Source organism: Stenotrophomonas sp. RIT309, from assembly GCF_000632045.1.
Taxonomy (GTDB): Bacteria; Pseudomonadota; Gammaproteobacteria; order Xanthomonadales; family Xanthomonadaceae; genus Stenotrophomonas; species Stenotrophomonas indicatrix.
This window is the reverse complement of record NZ_JFYS01000034.1, coordinates 194131-213773: the sequence shown is the minus strand read 5'-3', so window position 1 is coordinate 213773 and position 19643 is coordinate 194131. Positions and strand designations below refer to the sequence as shown.

At 63.9% G+C, this 19643-nt stretch carries 12 protein-coding genes and 4 tRNA genes; 15 read left to right on the top strand and 1 reads right to left on the bottom strand.

The window, feature by feature from the left end:
- Nucleotides 1–12: 12 nt before the first annotated feature.
- A complete protein-coding gene (locus BW38_RS04370) occupies nt 13–2751 on the bottom strand; it encodes a TonB-dependent receptor (RefSeq protein ID WP_032977446.1) in 2739 nt (912 codons plus the stop codon).
- A 170-nt stretch (nt 2752–2921) separates the two neighbouring features.
- On the opposite strand from BW38_RS04370, the gene BW38_RS04375 reads away from it, so the two are divergent.
- The 15 genes from BW38_RS04375 (at nt 2922) to rpoC (ending at nt 19449) form a co-directional block, all read left to right on the top strand.
- Entirely contained in the window at nt 2922–3941 is a 1020-nt protein-coding gene (locus BW38_RS04375) for a cyanophycinase (RefSeq protein WP_032977445.1), read from the top strand.
- A gap of 111 nt (nt 3942–4052) precedes the next feature.
- Nucleotides 4053–5063, top strand: coding sequence for an isoaspartyl peptidase/L-asparaginase (locus BW38_RS04380; RefSeq protein ID WP_032977444.1), 1011 nt, complete (start codon nt 4053–4055; stop codon nt 5061–5063).
- A 142-nt stretch (nt 5064–5205) separates the two neighbouring features.
- A tRNA-Tyr gene (locus BW38_RS04385) sits at nt 5206–5291 on the top strand.
- Nucleotides 5292–5317: 26 nt separating this feature from the next.
- Nucleotides 5318–5391, top strand: a tRNA-Gly gene (locus BW38_RS04390).
- A gap of 48 nt (nt 5392–5439) precedes the next feature.
- Nucleotides 5440–5515, top strand: a tRNA-Thr gene (locus tag BW38_RS04395).
- A gap of 39 nt (nt 5516–5554) precedes the next feature.
- Entirely contained in the window at nt 5555–6745 is a 1191-nt protein-coding gene (gene tuf / locus BW38_RS04400) for an elongation factor Tu (RefSeq protein WP_032977440.1), read from the top strand.
- A gap of 101 nt (nt 6746–6846) precedes the next feature.
- Nucleotides 6847–6922: transfer RNA gene (locus BW38_RS04405), tRNA-Trp, on the top strand.
- Nucleotides 6923–6970: 48 nt separating this feature from the next.
- Nucleotides 6971–7384 carry a preprotein translocase subunit SecE gene (gene secE / locus BW38_RS04410; protein WP_025879351.1) on the top strand — a complete coding sequence of 138 codons (414 nt, stop codon included), beginning with the start codon at nt 6971–6973 and terminating at the stop codon, nt 7382–7384.
- A gap of 10 nt (nt 7385–7394) precedes the next feature.
- Nucleotides 7395–7955 (top strand): transcription termination/antitermination protein NusG, encoded by a 561-nt coding sequence (gene nusG / locus BW38_RS04415; RefSeq protein WP_025879350.1) that lies wholly within the window; start codon nt 7395–7397, stop codon nt 7953–7955.
- A gap of 196 nt (nt 7956–8151) precedes the next feature.
- Nucleotides 8152–8580 (top strand): 50S ribosomal protein L11, encoded by a 429-nt coding sequence (gene rplK, locus BW38_RS04420; protein WP_004145248.1) that lies wholly within the window; start codon nt 8152–8154, stop codon nt 8578–8580.
- Nucleotides 8581–8584: 4 nt separating this feature from the next.
- Nucleotides 8585–9283 carry a 50S ribosomal protein L1 gene (rplA, locus tag BW38_RS04425; protein WP_025879349.1) on the top strand — a complete coding sequence of 233 codons (699 nt, stop codon included), beginning with the start codon at nt 8585–8587 and terminating at the stop codon, nt 9281–9283.
- A gap of 388 nt (nt 9284–9671) precedes the next feature.
- The gene (gene rplJ, locus BW38_RS04430) at nt 9672–10208 is read left to right on the top strand and encodes a 50S ribosomal protein L10 (RefSeq protein ID WP_025879348.1); all 537 of its coding nucleotides are present in this window, start codon (nt 9672–9674) and stop codon (nt 10206–10208) included.
- Between the two features lie 63 nt (nt 10209–10271).
- The gene (rplL, locus tag BW38_RS04435; protein ID WP_025879347.1) at nt 10272–10637 is read left to right on the top strand and encodes a 50S ribosomal protein L7/L12; all 366 of its coding nucleotides are present in this window, start codon (nt 10272–10274) and stop codon (nt 10635–10637) included.
- 326 nt (nt 10638–10963) lie between these two features.
- Nucleotides 10964–15118: a DNA-directed RNA polymerase subunit beta gene (gene rpoB / locus BW38_RS04440; protein ID WP_025879346.1), complete on the top strand. Its 4155-nt coding sequence runs from the start codon at nt 10964–10966 to the stop codon at nt 15116–15118.
- 89 nt (nt 15119–15207) lie between these two features.
- Nucleotides 15208–19449, top strand: coding sequence for a DNA-directed RNA polymerase subunit beta' (rpoC, locus tag BW38_RS04445; RefSeq protein WP_025879345.1), 4242 nt, complete (start codon nt 15208–15210; stop codon nt 19447–19449).
- Nucleotides 19450–19643 lie beyond the last annotated feature (194 nt).

The window sequence follows — 19643 nt, the reverse complement described above, 5'->3', positions numbered from 1 at the left end:
AGCAGGGCGTCCTTACAGCGCGCTGCCACCGAACTTGTGGGTGTACTGCAGGTTGATGGTACGGCCGACGCTGTCGAACCAGGACACGTCGTAGTACGGGTACGCCGTATAGGTCTTGTCCTTCGGCGGCATCTTGTTGAACACATTGACCACCGACAGCGACAACCGCGAGTGATCGTCGAAGCGGTACTGCAGCGAAGCGTTGTAGCGGTAGGTCGCCTTGATCCACGGGCTGTCGCCGCTTTCCTCGTCGAACACCTGGTCGTAGCTGTCCGAGGTCGGCAGCTTGCCCAGGCGCGAGCCGTACACGGTGGCCGACCAGGCGTCCTTTTCCCAGGTCACGCTGACGCTGGTCTTGGTGCGGGGAATATCGAAGCCGCTGTTGATCGCGAACTGGTCTTCGGTCACATCGCCGGCATAGCGCTGGAAGTCATGCTTCTTCACCCAGGTGTGGGTGCCATTGAAGATGAAGTCGCCGATGCCGGTCTGCAGGCGGTAGCGCAGGCCGACGTCGATGCCGGAGGTGGACTCGCGCGCCACGTTGATCGGATTGACGTGCACACCGTACAGGCGGCCGTCGGCGGTGCGGGTGACGCGGGCCAGGGCATCCACGCAGGTCGGCGAGCCGATGTCGGCGCTGCCCAGCCGGCAGTTCGCTTCGTTGGCCAGGATCGTACGCACGTCCATGTCCTGCACCTGGTCGCGCATGTCGATGTTGAACCAGTCGGCCGACAGGTCCAGGCCGGCGGCCGGCGACCACACGAAGCCCGCGCTCCAGGAGGTGCTGGTTTCCGGTTCCAGCTCGCGGTTGCCACTGCGGCTGCGGATCACGTTGCGCTCGTAGTCGGCGCAATCATCGGCGGCGTCGGCGCGGCAGTTGTACAGATCTTCCGCGCTGGTCTCGTCGTTGCCCGGGCCGGCGAATACATAGTGCAGGTCCGGCGCACGGAACGCGGTGCCGTACGAGCCGCGCACCAGCAGCGTGTCGATCGGGCGCCATTCCAGGCCGCCGCTCCAGGTCGCCTTGCCGATGGTGTGGCCCGAATAGCGGTACTGGTCGTAACGGCCAGCCACGCTCAGGTTGACCGTCTCATGCAGCGGCATGCGCAGCTCGGCGGCAGTCGCCCAGCGGTTGCGCGAGCCATTGCCGTCCGAATCCTTCCAGCTGTAGTAGTAATAGCCGGTCGCCAGCGGGTCCGGGTTGAGCGCATAGGCCTGCTGGCCCACTTCCACCGTCGCGGCAAAGCCGGCATCGCCACCGGGCAGGGTGAACAGCGAACCATTGGTCAGGGTCAACGCAGCCGTCTCGGTGCGCGACTTCGGCGTATAGGTGGTGCGTGCGGCGATCGAATCGTACTCGGCACGGGTCAGCGGCCGGTACAGGCGCGACGGATCGGCGTTGTAGATCGGGAAGCCATCCTCGTCCTCGCCCAGCTGCGGGCCCAGGAACAGGTCGTTGGCCTTGGATGCGATGATCTGCGCCCAGCTGATCCGCGACTGGTACTGCGAATGGCTCAGTGCTGCTTCGTAGTCCCAGTTGCCGGTCAGGTTGCCCTTGAAGCCGGTGGTCACGCTGAAGGTCTTCTGCGTGCTGCGCACCATCGCATTGTCCAGCCCGCCCATTTCCTCGGGCGAGAACTGGCGCTGCCAGAACTCGATCTCGCCGGTGGCTTCATTGTTGAAGTAGCCCGACTCATCGCCGTCGGCGGCCATGCGGCCCCACTTGGTGACATCGCGCATCAGCGACATCGTGTGGTAGCCCAGCTGCACGTCGGCGAACCACTGCTGGCCGTTGTCGAAGTCGTAGCTGAGCGAGGCATAGCCGTTGGCGCCGCGGCGCTTGCTGAGGATGGTGCCGTAGCCGATCGAGCTGTCGCTGCCGCAGTAGTAGCCGTAGCGCGGACGGAACGCGCGGTAGGTGCTGCCCTGGTTCTGCCCGGCCAACGCCTCGCAGGTCGCCGCGCCCGGGTCCAGGTAGTCATCGTTGTAATCGGTGCGCAGGTAGGAACGACGGGCGATGCGCGCGCCTTCGGTCGGGCCGTCCTGCGTCGAGTCCTGGATGTCGCGGTCGTAGGCCCACAGCGGCGTCTGCGACTGCAGTTCGACGCTGTACACCGCGTTGAAGTTGCCGCTGCTGAAGCCGCTGGCCAGGCTCATGTCGAACGACTCACCACCGCCTTCGGTGGTGGTGCCCATGCGCATGTCGAGGGTGGTGCCATCGGCCTTCTTCTTCAGGATGAAATTGACCACGCCGGCGATTGCATCCGAGCCGTAGATCGCCGACGCGCTGCCGGTCAGCACTTCAATGCGGTCGATCATGCCCAGCGGAATGTTGGACACATCGGTGAAGTTGCTGCGGCCCTTGAACGGCATCGGGAAGTCGGCGATGCGACGGCCGTTGACCAGCACCAGGGTGTGGTTCGGGCCCAACCCGCGCAGGTCGACCTGCTGCGCACCCGGCGAGAAATCGGCCCCGCCGGAGGACTGCTGGCTCTGCGTCTCACCGCCGTTCTGGGTCATCGCGCGCAGCACGTCCGGCACGGTGGTGAAGCCGCTGGAGCGGATCTGCTCTGCGTTGATGACAGTGATCGGCGCCGGTCCTTCCACCTGGGCGCGCGGGATGCGTGAGCCGGTCACCTGCACCGCATCCAGCTGTTGTACCGAAGAGGAAGCGGGAGTCTGTGCCGCCGCCGAAGCAGCAACGCCCATCAACGCCAGCTGGATCGACCACGCCATCGCCTGTCTACGCATGAGAAATTCTCGGAAGTAATGCCGGCCCACAGAGGAGGGGCCCTGTCCCCCATTCACATTTCAGGAATGGGCGCGCGCATTTAACGCCTTTTTCATGTCCTTGACTACTGGGGATATGTCTGGCAAAGAGTGAAAACGGTTGCAGGTCGTTTTTGTTCAGGGAGATCAAAATGCGACGCCTTCGCTACGGGCTGCGTGGCCCGCTCATCGCCTTGCTGCTGTCGGCGATCTTCTGGTCATGGCCAGCGGCGGCACAGGAACTGATGGACCCGGGCTTCGCCTACTACGAAGTGGGCGATCTGGATGCGCCGCGGCCTGGCCCGCGAGCCCCCGCGATGATGCTGATGGGCGGTGGCGAATGGGTGCCTGAAGCCTTCCAGTGGTGGCTGCGCCAGGCCGGCAATGGCCGCGTGCTGATCCTGCGCGCCTCCGGCACCGATGAGCTGCAGGACCGTCTGTACCGGGAGATTGGCGGCACCACCGCCGTGCAGACCCTGGTGTTCGACAACCGCCGCGGCGCCGATGACCCGGCCGTGCTGCGGGTCGTGGCCGCGGCCGATGCGATCTTCATCGCCGGCGGCGATCAGTCCCGCTACATCCGCTTCTGGAAAGGCACCGCGCTCAATCGCGCGCTGAATGCCCACGTGCGCGCCGGCAAGCCGATTGCCGGCACCAGCGCCGGGCTGGCCATCCTCGGCGGCTACGCCTATGGCGCACTGGATGGCGGCAGCATCGATTCGGCCAGCGCCATGGCCGACCCGATGGGCGAGGCGGTGACCCTGGACCGCGGCTTCCTGCAGTTGCCCTATCTGCAGCGGGTGGTCACCGACACCCACTTCGACAAGCGCGACCGTCTCGGTCGCCTGATCGTGTTCGTGGCCCGCGCCGCGCATGACAGCGGTGACCCGGACATGGTCGGCATCGGCGTCGACGAAGACACGGCCCTGTGCGTGGAGCCTGACGGCCAGGCCCAGGTCTACAGTGCCGACGGCGAAGGCAAGGTCTGGGTGGTCAGCCCCGGACGCGACGCCGACCGGCTGGTGGAAGGCGAACCGCTGCGCTTCCATGCGGTACCGGTCACCGTGGTCGCCAGCGGCAGTCGCATGCGCCTGGATGACCTGCAGGCCGACGCGGCCTACCAGGCTTTGGCTGAAATCAGCGATGGCGAGATTGAAGTCGTCCGCCAATGATCCGGTAGCGCCGGGCCATGCCCGGCGGATGCCGCCGCGCTGTGCCTTCCACCAGGCATGGCCCGACGCTACCGTGCAATCCAATCCTTGTCCTGCTGGAGATCTGCTTCCATGAAACTGCGCATGGCGCTGTCCGCGCTGTTGTCCCTGCCACTGCTGGCCCAGGCCGCACCCACCGCATCACCGCTGCTGGTCATCCACGGCGGTGCCGGGGTGGAGCGCAAGGATCTTTCCGCGGCAGAAGAACAGGCCGCGCGCGCTGCGCTGAAGGCGGCATTGCTGAAGGGCCATGCCGAACTTGCAGCCGGGCGTCCGGCACTGGCGGCGGTGACCGCGGCCATCACCGTGCTCGAGGATGATCCGACCTTCAACGCGGGCAAGGGCGCGGTGTTCACCCACGAAGGCCGCAATGAACTGGACGCGGCGGTGATGGACGGTGCCACCCAGGCGGCCGGAGCAGTGGCCGGCGTGCAGCGCGTGCGCAACCCGATCCTCCTCGCGCAGGCGGTGATGCAGAAGTCCAGGCACGTGATGATGGTGGGGCAGGGCGCCGAAGCCTTCGCCACCGAACAGGGCGTGACCCTGGTCGACCCCTCCTACTTCCGCACCGACAAGCGCTGGCAGCAGCTGCAGCGTGCATTGAAGGAAGAAGCGAGCGGGCAGGCGCATGCCGACCTGGAAACCGCAAAGCACTTCGGCACGGTCGGTGCGGTCGCCCTGGATGCACAGGGGCATCTTGCTGCAGGCACCTCCACTGGCGGCATGACCAACAAGCGCTATGGACGTGTCGGCGATTCGCCGATCATCGGTGCCGGCACCTGGGCCGATGCGCGTTGTGCGGTGTCGGGCACCGGTTGGGGCGAGTACTACATCCGTACCGCGGCAGCCCATGAGATCTGCGCGCGCATGCGCTACCTCGGTCAGTCGCCGGAACAGGCGGGCAAGGGCGTGATCAACGACGCGATTCCGCAGATGGGCGGCGACGGCGGGGCGATCGTGCTCTCTGCAGATGGAAAAGCGGCAGCGCCGTTCAACACCCAGGGCATGTATCGGGGCTGGATCGGGGCCGATGGCGTTGCCCATGTGGCCATCTTTGCCGACGAGACAATCGCGCTGCCTTGAGCAGACCCTTGCGTATCAAGGGGTTTGCGACGCGCGTGAAAAAAAGTGAAAAAAAGCGTTGACAGACCCCCGCTTCATCTCCAGAATTGCGGGCTCACCACCACACACCGCAACGCTTCGGCGGCACGGAATGGGGTGGTAAGGAGGGATACCCAAGCGGCCAACGGGGGCAGACTGTAAATCTGCTGGCTTACGCCTTCGGTGGTTCGAATCCACCTCCCTCCACCAGCTTCACGTTGTGGCACATTCCCGGTGCGGGAGTAGTTCAATGGTAGAACCTCAGCCTTCCAAGCTGATGGTGCGGGTTCGATTCCCGTCTCCCGCTCCATTGAATGAACTTTGAATATTATCGAGTTCATGCCATAATGCAAAACTCGCTCACATAGCTCAGTCGGTAGAGCACTTCCTTGGTAAGGAAGAGGTCGAAGGTTCGATTCCTTTTGTGAGCACCATCTTCAGCACCACACCAGACGAATTCGAGATAAGCAGCCATGGCCAAGGGTAAGTTCGAGCGCACCAAGCCGCACGTCAATGTCGGCACCATCGGTCACGTCGACCACGGCAAGACCACGCTGACCGCCGCACTGACCAAGATCGGTGCCGAGCGCTTTGGTGGCGAGTTCAAGGATTACTCCGCGATCGACGCTGCGCCGGAAGAAAAGGCACGTGGCATCACGATCTCGACCGCGCACGTCGAATACGAATCCACCGTTCGTCACTACGCCCACGTCGATTGCCCGGGCCATGCTGACTACGTCAAGAACATGATCACCGGTGCTGCCCAGATGGACGGCGCGATCCTGGTGTGCTCGGCCGCTGACGGCCCGATGCCGCAGACCCGCGAGCACATCCTGCTGTCGCGTCAGGTCGGCGTGCCGTACATCGTCGTGTTCCTGAACAAGGCCGACATGGTTGACGATGCCGAGCTGCTGGAACTGGTCGAAATGGAAGTCCGCGAGCTGCTGAGCAAGTACGACTTCCCGGGCGACGACACCCCGATCATCTCGGGTTCGGCCCGCCTGGCGCTGGAAGGCGACCAGAGCGACATCGGCGTGCCGGCCGTCATCAAGCTGGTCGAGGCGCTGGACACCTGGATCCCGACCCCGGAGCGTGACGTCGACAAGGCGTTCCTGATGCCGGTCGAAGACGTGTTCTCGATCTCGGGCCGCGGCACCGTGGTGACCGGTCGTATCGAGCGCGGCGTGATCAAGGTCGGCGAAGAAATCGAAATCGTCGGCATCCGCCCGGTGCAGAAGACCACCGTGACCGGCGTGGAAATGTTCCGCAAGCTGCTGGACCAGGGTCAGGCAGGCGACAACGCCGGTCTGCTGCTGCGCGGCACCAAGCGTGACGACGTCGAGCGTGGCCAGGTTCTGGCCAAGCCGGGTTCGATCAAGCCGCACACCAAGTTCGACGCCGAAGTGTACGTGCTGTCGAAGGACGAAGGCGGCCGTCACACCCCGTTCTTCAAGGGCTACCGTCCGCAGTTCTACTTCCGTACCACCGACATCACCGGTGCGGTCGAGCTGCCGGAAGGCGTCGAGATGGTGATGCCGGGCGACAACGTGAAGATGGTTGTCACCCTGATCAACCCGGTCGCCATGGACGCCGGCCTGCGCTTCGCCATCCGCGAAGGTGGCCGTACCGTCGGTGCTGGCGTGGTTGCCAACATCCTCGAGTAAGCCTGCATGCCGGCGGTCGCATAGCGCTGCCGGTCTGGCGAGTGGCGGGCCGGGAACCTCGGTCCGCCTTCGCCGTCTAAGGGAAGGCAAGTTTTCAACGTACGCCAGTAGCTCAATTGGCAGAGCAGCGGTCTCCAAAACCGCAGGTTGGGGGTTCGAGTCCCTCCTGGCGTGCCATCTGCCCACCTTACCGAGCGGCCCTGCCGCTAAAGCAGACACAGCCTGATGAATAGCAAGATCGAACATTCCAAGGACACCTCCGCGCAAGGCGGGGATATCGTCAAGTACGTCCTCGCATCGTTGCTGGTGCTGGCAGGTCTGTTCGTCTGGTTCTGGTTCTCCGCCGACTCCGGTCGCGCTGCCCAGCTGGGCGCGTGGGCGGGTCAGCTGCGTGCGTTGGCGGTCGTGGTCGGCCTGGTTGGCGGTATCGGCGTGTTCATGCTGACCGGCAAGGGGCGCGACACCCGCGAATTCCTCTCCGAGTCGCGCTTTGAACTGCGTAAAGTGGTCTGGCCGACCCGCCAGGAAGCCATTCGCATGACCTGGGTGGTGATTGTCGTCGTCCTGATTCTCAGCTTGCTGCTGGGCGGGTTCGACTTCTTCATCCAGAAACTGACTCAGTGGTTCCTGAGCCGCTAAGGAGAAATGCATGAAGCGTTGGTACGTCGTTCACGCCTATTCGGGCTTCGAGAAGTCGGTGGCGCAGGCTCTGCGCGATCGCATCGTCCGTGACGGCATGGAAGAGCGCTTCGGCGACGTCCTGGTTCCGACCGAGGAAGTGATCGAAATGCGCGCCGGCCAGAAGCGCCGTTCCGAGCGCAAGTTCTTCCCGGGTTACGTGCTGGTCCAGATCGAGACCCACGAAGAAGCCGGTATTCCGCGCATCGACAACGAAAGCTGGCATCTGGTCAAGGAAACCCCGCGCGTCATGGGCTTCATCGGCGGAACCGCCGATCGTCCGCTGCCGATCGCCGACTCCGAGGCCGAGGCGATCCTGAACCGTGTCCAGGAAGGCGTCGAGAAGCCGCGTCCGAAGGTGCTGTTCGAGCCGGGCCAGATGGTCCGCGTCACCGAGGGTCCGTTCAACGACTTCAATGGTGTCGTCGAAGAGGTCAATTACGAGAAGAGCCGTCTGCGCGTCTCGGTGTTGATCTTCGGTCGCGCCACCCCGGTCGAACTTGAGTTCGGTCAGGTCGAAAAGGCCGTCTGATCTGCATTCATATGTCGCTTCAGGCATGTGAAGAAAAAATCTGATATGCTGCGCGGCTCCCGTTGGGAAGCTGGCGGGACGAGGCCACCGAAAGGTGGCCTTCGGCATGATTTCAAAACGCGATGCCGGGACGCGTGATTCCCGGTCCGATGGGGAGCCTGTTGTCGCAAGGCGCTAGCACCCGGAGAGTACTCACATGGCAAAGAAAGTTGTCGGTTATATCAAGCTGCAGGTGAAGGCCGGTCAGGCCAATCCCTCGCCGCCGGTCGGTCCTGCGCTGGGTCAGCGCGGCCTGAACATCATGGAATTCTGCAAGGCCTTCAATGCCGCCACGCAGAAGCTCGAGCCGGGTCTGCCGGTTCCGGTGATCATCACGGCCTATTCGGACCGTACGTTCACCTTCATCACCAAGAGCACTCCGGCCACCACCCTGCTGAAGAAGGCCGCTGGCATCTCGTCGGGCTCCAAGCGCCCGAACACCGAGAAGGTCGGCAAGGTCACCCGTAAGCAGCTGGAAGAGATCGCCAAGGCGAAGGAACCGGATCTGACTGCCGCCGACCTGGACGCCGCCGTGCGTACCATCGCTGGCTCTGCCCGTTCCATGGGCCTCGTGGTGGAGGGTTAAGAAGATGGCACAGACCAAGCGTGAGAAGGCCATCAAGGCCGCTATCGTTCCGGGCAAGGCATACGCCTTCGAGGACGCAATCAACATCCTGAAGACCGCCACCAAGGCCAAGTTCGTCGAGTCGATCGACGTTGCTGTGCGCCTGGGCGTCGACGCGAAGAAGTCCGACCAGCAGGTCCGTGGCTCCACCGTGCTGCCGGCTGGTACCGGCAAGTCGGTCCGCGTCGCTGTCTTCGCTCCGGCCGGTGCCAAGGCTGATGAAGCCCTGGCCGCTGGCGCCGAAGCCGTCGGTATGGACGACCTGGCCGAGAAGATGCAGGCCGGCGATCTGAACTACGACGTCGTGATCGCGACCCCGGACGCAATGCGCGTTGTCGGTAAGCTGGGTACCGTGCTGGGCCCGCGCGGCCTGATGCCGAACCCGAAGGTCGGCACCGTCTCCCCGAACCCGGGTGAGGCTGTGAAGAATGCCAAGTCGGGTCAGGTGCGTTACCGCACCGACAAGGCCGGCATCATCCACTGCACCATCGGCAAGGCCGACTTCGCCGAAGACGCGCTGAAGTCGAACCTGACCGCGCTGCTGCTGGACCTGATCAAGGCCAAGCCGGCCACCTCGAAGGGCACCTACCTGCAGAAGGTTTCGGTCAGCTCGACGATGGGCCCGGGCGTCACCGTCGACCAGTCGTCGCTGAGCCTGAAGTAATCGTTTCAAGCGGTCGCGGGTCCCTCGGGTCCCGCGACCGTGACATTTGAAGGCATCGCCGGCAACACATCGCCGGTGGTAGCCGTCAAAGACCGCAGGTGCGGTCGTGGCATACCGGCGACGGGCACGGAAGCTCGATTTGGCAGGGAGTCGCCGCCGGAGCAGTCACGAACGCTTAATCGATTCCCAGGAATCACCCTGCGTAGATGGTGCCCTTCTGGAGTTTTTCTGGTTCACGCACGTCTGGGGTTACCCAGGTTGGCCCACTCCAGGTCTAGAACGGCCCACCCCCCGGAACATCATTCCGATGTTCCCGGCGTCCAGGACGGATGCCGCACAGGACCGCACACGGCAGGAGCCGTAAGCGGAGTTCAATCGGAGGAGTGCAATGGCTCTCAATCTGTCCCAGAAGCAAGAAGTAGTCGCGGAGCTGGCAGACATCGCCGCCAAGGCCCACTCCTTGATCGCAGCCGAATACGCTGGCACCACGGTCGCTCAGATGACCGCGATGCGTAAGCAGGCGCGTGAAACCGGCGTTTTCTTGAAAGTTGTCAAGAACACCCTGGCGTCGCGTGCCGTTGAAGGCACCGAGTTCGCAGTCGCACAGGACCAGATGGTTGGTCCGCTGCTGTACGCGTTCTCGCTCGAGGAGCCCGGTGCTGCCGGTCGCCTGATCAAGGATGCCGCCAAGGGCAACGACAAGCTTAAGGCCAAGGTCGTCGCAATCGGTGGTGAAGTGTTCCCGGCAAGCCATGTCGACGTGTTGGCCTCGCTGCCGACCCGCGACCAGGCCCTGGCAATGCTGGCACGCGTCCTGACCGAGCCGGTCACGATGTTCGCCCGCGCCATCAAGGCAATCGGCGACAAGCAGAATGGTGGCGACGTCGCCGCCGACGCTGCTGAACCGGCCGCCGAGACCGCCTGAGTTTCGACTAATCGTGGTTCCTGACGGAACCTCAATCCAGAAAAACATCCAAAGGTAATTATCATGTCCCTTACCAACGAACAGATCGTCGACGCCATCGCCGAGAAGTCCCTGATGGAAGTGATGGAGCTGGTCAAGGCCATCGAAGAGAAGTTCGGCGTCTCCGCCGCTGCTCCGGTCGCCGCTGCTGTGGCTGGCCCGGCTGCCGTCGTTGAAGAGCAGACCGAATTCGTCGTCACCCTGAAGACCGCTGGCGACAAGAAGGTCGAAGTCATCAAGGCCGTCCGCGCCATCACCGGCCTGGGCCTGAAGGAAGCGAAGGACCTGGCCGAAGCCGGCGGCGTCCTGAAGGACAACGCTTCGAAGGACGAAGCCGAGAAGATGAAGAAGGACCTGGAAGCTGCTGGCGCGACTGTCGAAGTCAAGTAAGCACTTCCATTGCGTCGCCATCGAAATCCGGCGATGCAGCCAAGGCTGGGGGCGTAAGCCCCCGGCCTTTGGTCGTTGTTGTAGGCCCGGCCAATCGTGGCGCGGTTCTACGGAAATACGGTGAAAAAGCCCAACACGGGCTGCGGTCAAACCCTGGCCGGCCAGCGCAACGCGCGGCGGCGGGGGAGTGGATGCAGACGAGTTGGCAGTTGGAAGTAGCGGGAGAAGGCGTGCTGGTGCCGGCAATACCAGCGACTTCCAACTGACAATTTCAAGTTCCCTTCGGGTCGTGGGCGCACGACCCGCACAACAAGGTGGAAGACCTCATGACGTCCTATTCGTTCACCGAAAAAAAGCGTATCCGCAAGGATTTCGGCAAGCAGCGTTCGATTCTCGAAGTGCCGTTCCTGCTCGCCATCCAGGTGGATTCCTACCGTGAATTCCTGCAGGAGAACGTCGATCCGGCCAAGCGCACGGACCACGGCCTGCACGCTGCACTGAAGTCGGTCTTCCCGATCGCCAGCTACAGCGGCAATGCTGCCCTGGAATACGTCGGCTACAAGCTGGGCGATCCGGTCTTCGACGAGCGTGAGTGCCGTCAGCGTGGCATGAGCTACGGTGCGCCGCTGCGCGTGACCGTGCGCCTGGTGATCTACGACCGCGAGTCGTCGACCAAGGCCATCAAGTACGTGAAGGAGCAGGAGGTCTACCTCGGCGAAATCCCGCTGATGACCGACAACGGCACCTTCATCGTCAACGGCACCGAGCGTGTCATCGTCTCGCAGCTGCACCGCTCGCCGGGCGTGTTCTTCGACCACGACCGTGGCAAGACCCACAGCTCGGGCAAGCTGCTGTACAGCGCCCGCATCATTCCTTACCGCGGCTCCTGGCTGGACTTCGAGTTCGACCCGAAGGACGCGCTGTTCACCCGTATCGACCGTCGCCGCAAGCTGCCGGTGTCGATCCTGCTGCGTGCGCTTGGCTACAGCAACGAAGAGATGCTGGCCGAGTTCTTCGAGATCAACACCTTCCACATCAACCCGGATGAAGGCGTCCAGCTGGAGCTGGTGCCCGAGCGCCTGCGCGGCGAAACCCTGGGCTTCGACCTCGCCGACGGCGACAAGGTCATCGTGGAAGCCGGCAAGCGCATCACCGCGCGCCACATCAAGCAGCTGGAAGCCTCGGGCATCGCCGCCCTGGCCGTGCCGGACGACTACATCGTCGGCCGCATCCTGTCGCACGACGTGGTCGATGCCTCCACCGGCGAACTGCTGGCCCAGGCCAACGACGAAATCACCGACGAACAGCTGCAGGCCTTCCGCAAGGCCGGCGTCGATGCGGTGGGCACCCTGTGGGTGAACGACCTGGATCGTGGCCCGTACCTGTCCAACACCCTGCGCATCGATCCGACCAAGACCCAGCTGGAAGCCCTGGTCGAGATCTACCGCATGATGCGTCCGGGCGAGCCGCCGACCAAGGATGCCGCGCAGAACCTGTTCCACAACCTGTTCTTCACCTTCGAGCGCTACGACCTGTCCGCAGTCGGCCGCATGAAGTTCAACCGTCGCGTGGGCCGCAAGGAAACCACCGGCGAAGCCGTGCTGTACGACCGCAAGTACTACGGCGAGCGCAACGACGAAGAGTCCAAGCGCCTGGTTGCCGCACACGGCGACAGCTCGGACATCCTGGACGTGATCAAGGTCCTGACCGAGATCCGCAACGGTCGCGGCGTGGTCGATGACATCGATCACCTGGGCAACCGTCGCGTGCGTTCGGTCGGTGAAATGGCCGAGAACGTGTTCCGCGTGGGCCTGGTCCGCGTCGAGCGCGCGGTCAAGGAACGCCTGTCGATGGCGGAGTCGGAAGGCCTGACCCCGCAGGAGCTGATCAACGCCAAGCCGGTGGCTGCGGCGATCAAGGAATTCTTCGGCTCCTCGCAGCTGTCGCAGTTCATGGATCAGAACAACCCGCTGTCGGAAGTCACGCACAAGCGTCGCGTCTCGGCCCTGGGCCCGGGCGGCCTGACCCGTGAGCGCGCCGGCTTCGAAGTGCGCGACGTGCACCCGACCCATTACGGCCGCGTCTGCACCATCGAAACGCCGGAAGGCCCGAACATCGGCCTGATCAACTCGCTGGCCGTGTACGCCCGCACCAACCAGTACGGTTTCCTCGAGACCCCATACCGCAAGGTCGTGGACGGCAAGGTCTTCGACGAAGTCGAGTTCCTGTCGGCCATCGAAGAAAACGAGTACGTCATCGCCCAGGCAAACGCCCTGACCGATGCCAACAGCGTGCTGACCGAGCAGTTCGTCCCCTGCCGTTACCAGGGCGAATCGCTGCTGAAGCCGCCGGCGGAAGTCCACTTCATGGACGTCTCGCCGATGCAGACCGTGTCGATCGCGGCCGCGCTGGTTCCGTTCCTGGAGCACGATGACGCCAACCGCGCACTGATGGGCGCCAACATGCAGCGTCAGGCCGTGCCGACCCTGCGTGCGCAGAAGCCGCTGGTCGGTACCGGCATCGAGCGCGCCGTGGCGCGTGACTCGGGCGTGACCGTGAACGCCCGTCGTGGTGGTGAGATCGTGCAGATCGACGCCGCCCGCATCGTGGTCAAGGTCAACGAAGCCGAGATCACCGACGCGTCCGACGCCGGCGTGGACATCTACAACCTGATCAAGTACACCCGCTCCAACCAGAACACCTGCATCAACCAGCGTCCGCTGGTGGAAGTGGGCAACGTGGTGGCGCGTGGCGACGTGCTGGCCGATGGTCCGTCCACCGACATCGGTGAACTGGCCCTGGGCCAGAACATGCTGATCGCCTTCATGCCGTGGAACGGCTACAACTTCGAAGACTCCATCCTGCTCTCCGAGCGCGTGGTGGAAGAGGATCGCTACACCACGATCCACATCGAAGAGCTGACCTGCGTTGCGCGTGACACCAAGCTGGGGCCGGAGGAAATTTCGGCCGACATCCCGAACGTTTCCGAGCAGGCGCTGAACCGCCTGGACGAAAGCGGCGTGGTGTACATCGGTGCCGAAGTCCGCGCCGGCGACATCATGGTCGGCAAGGTCACCCCGAAGGGCGAAAGCCAGCTGACCCCGGAAGAGAAGCTGCTGCGCGCGATCTTCGGCGAGAAGGCTTCGGACGTGAAGGACAGCTCGCTGCGCGTGCCCCCGGGCATGGACGGCACCGTCATCGACGTGCAGGTCTTCACCCGCGATGGCATCGAGAAGGACAAGCGCGCCCGTCAGATCGAAGAATCTGAAATCAAGCGCGTCAAGAAGGACTTCGACGACCAGTTCCGCATCCTGGAAGCAGCCATCTATGCCCGTCTGCGTTCGCAGATCGTCGGCAAGGTGGTCAACGGTGGCGCCGGCCTGAAGAAGGGCGACGTCATCTCCGACGCCTACCTGGATGGCCTGAAGAAGGCCGACTGGTTCGTGCTGCGCATGAAGGACGAGGACGCCGCCGAAGCCATCGAACGCGCACAGAAGCAGATCCAGGCGCACGAGAAGGAATTCGAGCGTCGCTTCGCCGACAAGCGCGGCAAGATTACCGCTGGCGACGACCTCGCCCCGGGCGTGCTGAAGATGGTCAAGGTGTTCCTGGCAGTGAAGCGCCGCATCCAGCCGGGCGACAAGATGGCAGGCCGCCACGGCAACAAGGGTGTGGTGTCCAACGTGGTGCCGGTCGAGGACATGCCGTACATGGCCTCGGGCGAAACCGTGGACATCGTGCTGAACCCGCTGGGCGTGCCGTCGCGTATGAACATCGGGCAGATCCTGGAAGTGCACCTGGGCTGGGCAGCCAAGGGTCTGGGTCGCAAGATCCAGGCAATGCTGGAAGCCCAGGCCGCGGTCGCCGACCTGCGCAAGTTCCTGGACGACATCTACAACCACGATGACACCAACGTGGCCAACCGTGTCGACCTGTCGCAGTTCAGCGACGAGGAACTGCTGCGCCTGGCCCGCAACCTGTTCGACGGCGTGCCGATGGCAACGCCGGTGTTCGACGGTGCCACCGAAGCGGAAATCAAGCGCATGCTGGAACTGGCCGACCTGCCGAGCAGTGGCCAGACCCAGCTGTATGACGGCCGCACCGGTGAAGCCTTCGATCGCCACACCACCGTTGGCTACATGCACTACCTGAAGCTGAACCACCTGGTCGACGACAAGATGCACGCCCGTTCGACCGGTCCGTACTCGCTCGTCACCCAGCAGCCGCTGGGCGGCAAGGCGCAGTTCGGCGGCCAGCGCTTCGGTGAAATGGAAGTCTGGGCGCTGGAAGCCTACGGCGCGGCCTACACCCTGCAGGAAATGCTGACGGTGAAGTCCGATGACGTGCAGGGCCGCAACCAGATGTACAAGAACATCGTCGACGGTGAGCACGAGATGGTCGCGGGCATGCCGGAATCCTTCAACGTCCTGGTGAAGGAAATCCGCTCGCTGGCCATCAACATGGAACTGGAAGACAACTGATCCATGCCGGCGCGGCGGCCACCGCCGCCGCGCCGCTGGCAGTGAACTGAAAGCCCATCGACACAGCATTCCTCCTTCTGGAGAACACCATGAAAGACCTGCTCAACCTCTTCAACCAGCAGCGCCAGACGCTGGACTTCGACGCGATCAAGATCGCGCTGGCTTCGCCGGACCTGATCCGTTCGTGGTCCTTCGGCGAAGTGAAGAAGCCGGAAACCATCAACTACCGTACCTTCAAGCCGGAACGTGACGGCCTGTTCTGCGCCGCCATCTTCGGACCGGTCAAGGACTACGAGTGCCTGTGCGGCAAGTACAAGCGCATGAAGCACCGCGGCGTGGTCTGCGAGAAGTGCGGCACCGAAGTGACCCTGGCCAAGGTGCGTCGCGAGCGCATGGGCCACATCGACCTGGCCTCGCCGGTCGCGCACATCTGGTTCCTGAAGTCGCTGCCGTCGCGCATCGGCCTGATGCTGGACATGACCCTGCGCGATATCGAGCGCGTGCTGTACTTCGAAGCCTACGTGGTGACCGAGCCGGGCCTGACCGCCCTGGAGCGCCGCCAGCTGCTGACCGAAGAACAGTACCTGCAGGCCCGCCAGGAGCATGGCGACGACTTCGACGCCGCCATGGGCGCCGAGGCCGTGTACGAACTGCTGCGCACCATCGACCTGCAGTCGGAAATGACCCGCCTGCGCGAAGAGATCGCCAGCACCGGTTCGGAAACCAAGCTGAAGCGACTGACCAAGCGCATCAAGCTGATCGAAGCCTTCCTGGAATCGGGCAACCGTCCGGAGTGGATGGTCATGACCGTCCTGCCGGTGCTGCCGCCGGACCTGCGTCCGCTGGTTCCGCTGGATGGTGGCCGCTTCGCGACCTCCGATCTGAACGACCTGTACCGCCGTGTCATCAACCGCAACAACCGCCTGCGCCGCCTGCTCGAACTGAGCGCGCCGGACATCATCGTGCGCAATGAAAAGCGCATGCTGCAGGAATCGGTCGATGCGCTGCTGGACAACGGCCGTCGCGGCCGTGCCATCACCGGCACCAACAAGCGCCCGCTGAAGTCGCTGGCCGACATGATCAAGGGCAAGCAGGGTCGTTTCCGCCAGAACCTGCTCGGCAAGCGCGTCGACTACTCGGGCCGTTCGGTCATCGTGGTCGGTCCGTACCTGCGCCTGCACCAGTGCGGCCTGCCGAAGAAGATGGCGCTCGAACTGTTCAAGCCGTTCGTGTTCGCCAAGCTGCAGCGTCGTGGCCTGGCCACCACCATCAAGGCCGCCAAGAAGCTGGTCGAGCGCGAAGAAGCCGAAGTCTGGGACATCCTGGAAGAGGTCATCCGCGAGCATCCGGTGATGCTGAACCGTGCGCCGACCCTGCACCGTCTGGGCATCCAGGCCTTCGAGCCGGTCCTGATCGAAGGCAAGGCCATCCAGCTGCACCCGCTGGTCTGCACCGCGTTCAACGCCGACTTCGACGGTGACCAGATGGCCGTCCACGTGCCGCTTTCGCTGGAAGCCCAGCTGGAAGCGCGTGCGCTGATGATGTCCACCAACAACATCCTGTCGCCGGCCAACGGCGAGCCGATCATCGTGCCGTCGCAGGACGTCGTGCTGGGTCTGTACTACATGACCCGCTCGCTGGAAAACAAGAAGGGCGAGGGCATGGCCTTCGCCAACATCGCCGAAGTCAAGCGCGCCTACGACAACCGCGTGGTGGAACTGCACGCGCGCGTCAAGGTCCGCATCACCGAGGTGGTGACCGACGAGGAAGGCAACAAGCAGAGCAAGACCTCGATCGTGGATACCACCATCGGTCGCGCCCTGCTGGCTGAAATCCTGCCGGAAGGCCTGCCGTTCGCGCTGGCCAACACCGAGCTGACCAAGAAGAACATCAGCCGCCTGATCAACTCCAGCTACCGCCAGCTGGGTCTGAAGGACACGGTCGTGTTCGCCGACAAGCTGATGTACACCGGCTTCGCCTACGCGACCCGCGCCGGCGTCTCGATCGGCATCGACGACATGCTGATCCCGGACGAGAAGAAGGGCATCCTCACCGAGGCCGAAGCCGAAGTGCTGGAAATCCAGGAGCAGTACCAGTCGGGCCTGGTCACCGCCGGCGAGCGCTACAACAAGGTGGTCGACATCTGGTCGCGCACCAATGAGCGCATCGCCAAGGCGATGATGGACACCATCGGTACCGAGAAGGTCATCAATGCCAAGGGCGAGACCATCGACCAGAAGTCGATGAACTCCCTGTACATCATGGCCGACTCCGGTGCACGAGGCAGCCAGGCGCAGATCCGTCAGCTGGCCGGCATGCGTGGCCTGATGGCCCGTCCCGATGGCTCGATCATCGAGACGCCCATCAAGGCGAACTTCCGCGAAGGCCTGAACGTGCAGGAGTACTTCAACTCCACCCACGGTGCCCGTAAGGGTCTGGCCGATACCGCGCTGAAGACCGCGAACTCGGGTTACCTGACCCGTCGTCTGGTCGACGTGGCGCAGGACGTGGTGATCACCGAGGTGGATTGCGGTACCACCGAAGGCCTGATCATGACCCCGATCGTTGAAGGCGGCGACGTGGTCGAGCCGTTGAAGGATCGCGTGCTGGGTCGCGTGGTTGCCGAGGACGTGTTCCTGCCGGGCAACGACGAAGATCCGATCGTCACCCGCAACACCCTGCTCGACGAAGCATGGGTCGCCAAGCTTGAAGAGGCCAGCGTGCAGACCATCAAGGTCCGCTCGACGATCTCCTGCGAATCGGCCTTCGGCGTCTGCGCTCGCTGCTACGGCCGCGACCTGGCCCGTGGCCACCTGGTCAACATCGGTGAAGCGGTCGGCGTCATCGCCGCGCAGTCCATCGGTGAGCCGGGTACCCAGCTGACGATGCGTACGTTCCACATCGGTGGTGCGGCATCGCGAGCTGCTGCGGTCGACAACATCACCGTCAAGACCACCGGCTCGGTCAAGTTCAGCAACCTCAAGTCGGTTGCCCATGCCAACGGCTCGCTGGTCGCGGTGTCGCGCTCGGGTGAAATGTCGGTGCTCGATGCGCACGGCCGTGAGCGTGAGCGTTACAAGCTGCCGTACGGTGCGACCATCACCTCCAAGGACGGTGATGCGGTCAAGGCTGGCCAGACCGTGGCCAACTGGGATCCGCATAACCATCCGATCGTTTCGGAAGTGGCCGGTTTCATCCGCTTCATCGACTTCGTCGACGGCATTACCGTCATCGAGAAGACCGATGAGCTGACCGGCCTGGCGTCGCGCGAAATCACCGACCCGAAGCGCCGCGGCGCCCAGGCGAAGGATCTGCGCCCGATCGTCCGCATCGTCGATGGCAAGGGCAACGACCTGTCGATTCCGGGCACCGACCTGCCGGCGCAGTACCTGCTGCCGCCGCGCTCGATCGTCAACCTGCAGGACGGCGCTGCCGTCGGCGTGGGTGACGTGGTTGCCAAGATCCCGCAGGAAGCGTCGAAGACCCGCGATATCACCGGTGGTCTGCCGCGCGTGGCCGATCTGTTCGAAGCCCGCAAGCCGAAGGATCCGGCAGTGCTGGCCGAGCGTTCGGGCATCATCAGCTTCGGCAAGGACACCAAGGGCAAGCAGCGCCTGATCATCAAGGACACCGATGGTTCGGAGCACGAAGAGCTGATTCCGAAGTACCGTCAGGTCATCGTGTTCGAAGGTGAGCACGTGACCAAGGGCGAAACCATCGTCGACGGCGAGCCGAGCCCGCAGGACATCCTGCGTCTGCTGGGCGTCGAGCCGCTGGCCGCCTACCTGGTCAAGGAAATCCAGGACGTGTACCGCCTGCAGGGCGTGAAGATCAACGACAAGCACATCGAGGTGATCACCCGCCAGATGCTGCGCAAGGTCGAGATCACCGATCAGGGCAGCAGCAAGTTCCTGAACGGCGAACAGGTCGAGCGCCAGCGCGTCATCGAGGAAAATGCACGCCTGACCACCCGCAACGAGCTGATTGCTCGCTTCGATCCGGTCCTGCTGGGCATCACCAAGGCATCGCTGGCTACCGAATCGTTCATCTCGGCTGCTTCCTTCCAGGAAACCACCCGCGTGCTGACCGAGGCTGCCGTCCGCGGCACCAAGGACAACCTGCGCGGCCTGAAGGAAAACGTGATCGTCGGCCGTCTGATTCCGGCCGGTACCGGTCTGACCTACCACGCCAACCGCCGCCGCAATGCGAGCGGGCTGACGGACTCGGAAATGCAGACCCTCGCCGGCACCCCGGCAGCTGCAGCCGCCGTGGCCGTGGCAGCACCGGAAGTGGTGGTGGAGTCGACCGACGCCGAGCAGGCCGAGGATTGATCGGCCGGTCCGGCTCAGGCCGGACCTCGATCGGGCAGGGGGCGGCCATCGGCCGGTCCCTGCTTCATGGTCCGGCTCCGTGCCGGACACGTATCACGCAGGACCCGCTTCGGCGGGATCTGCACTCGAGGGCCCAGGCCGCTGGTCTGTTCGCCGTCGATGAGGTAGGATGCCGCCCCGGCCCAGCGATGGGT

Coding starts and splice junctions, on each gene's coding strand:
- rplJ (WP_025879348.1), top strand. CDS start 9,672: ATGGCTCTCAATCTGTCCCAGAAGCAAGAAGTAGTCGCGGAGCTGGCA.
- BW38_RS04380 (WP_032977444.1), top strand. CDS start 4,053: ATGAAACTGCGCATGGCGCTGTCCGCGCTGTTGTCCCTGCCACTGCTG.
- tuf (WP_032977440.1), top strand. CDS start 5,555: ATGGCCAAGGGTAAGTTCGAGCGCACCAAGCCGCACGTCAATGTCGGC.
- BW38_RS04375 (WP_032977445.1), top strand. CDS start 2,922: ATGCGACGCCTTCGCTACGGGCTGCGTGGCCCGCTCATCGCCTTGCTG.
- nusG (WP_025879350.1), top strand. CDS start 7,395: ATGAAGCGTTGGTACGTCGTTCACGCCTATTCGGGCTTCGAGAAGTCG.
- rplA (WP_025879349.1), top strand. CDS start 8,585: ATGGCACAGACCAAGCGTGAGAAGGCCATCAAGGCCGCTATCGTTCCG.
- rpoC (WP_025879345.1), top strand. CDS start 15,208: ATGAAAGACCTGCTCAACCTCTTCAACCAGCAGCGCCAGACGCTGGAC.
- BW38_RS04370 (WP_032977446.1), bottom strand. CDS start 2,751: ATGCGTAGACAGGCGATGGCGTGGTCGATCCAGCTGGCGTTGATGGGC.
- rpoB (WP_025879346.1), top strand. CDS start 10,964: ATGACGTCCTATTCGTTCACCGAAAAAAAGCGTATCCGCAAGGATTTC.
- rplL (WP_025879347.1), top strand. CDS start 10,272: ATGTCCCTTACCAACGAACAGATCGTCGACGCCATCGCCGAGAAGTCC.
- rplK (WP_004145248.1), top strand. CDS start 8,152: ATGGCAAAGAAAGTTGTCGGTTATATCAAGCTGCAGGTGAAGGCCGGT.
- secE (WP_025879351.1), top strand. CDS start 6,971: ATGAATAGCAAGATCGAACATTCCAAGGACACCTCCGCGCAAGGCGGG.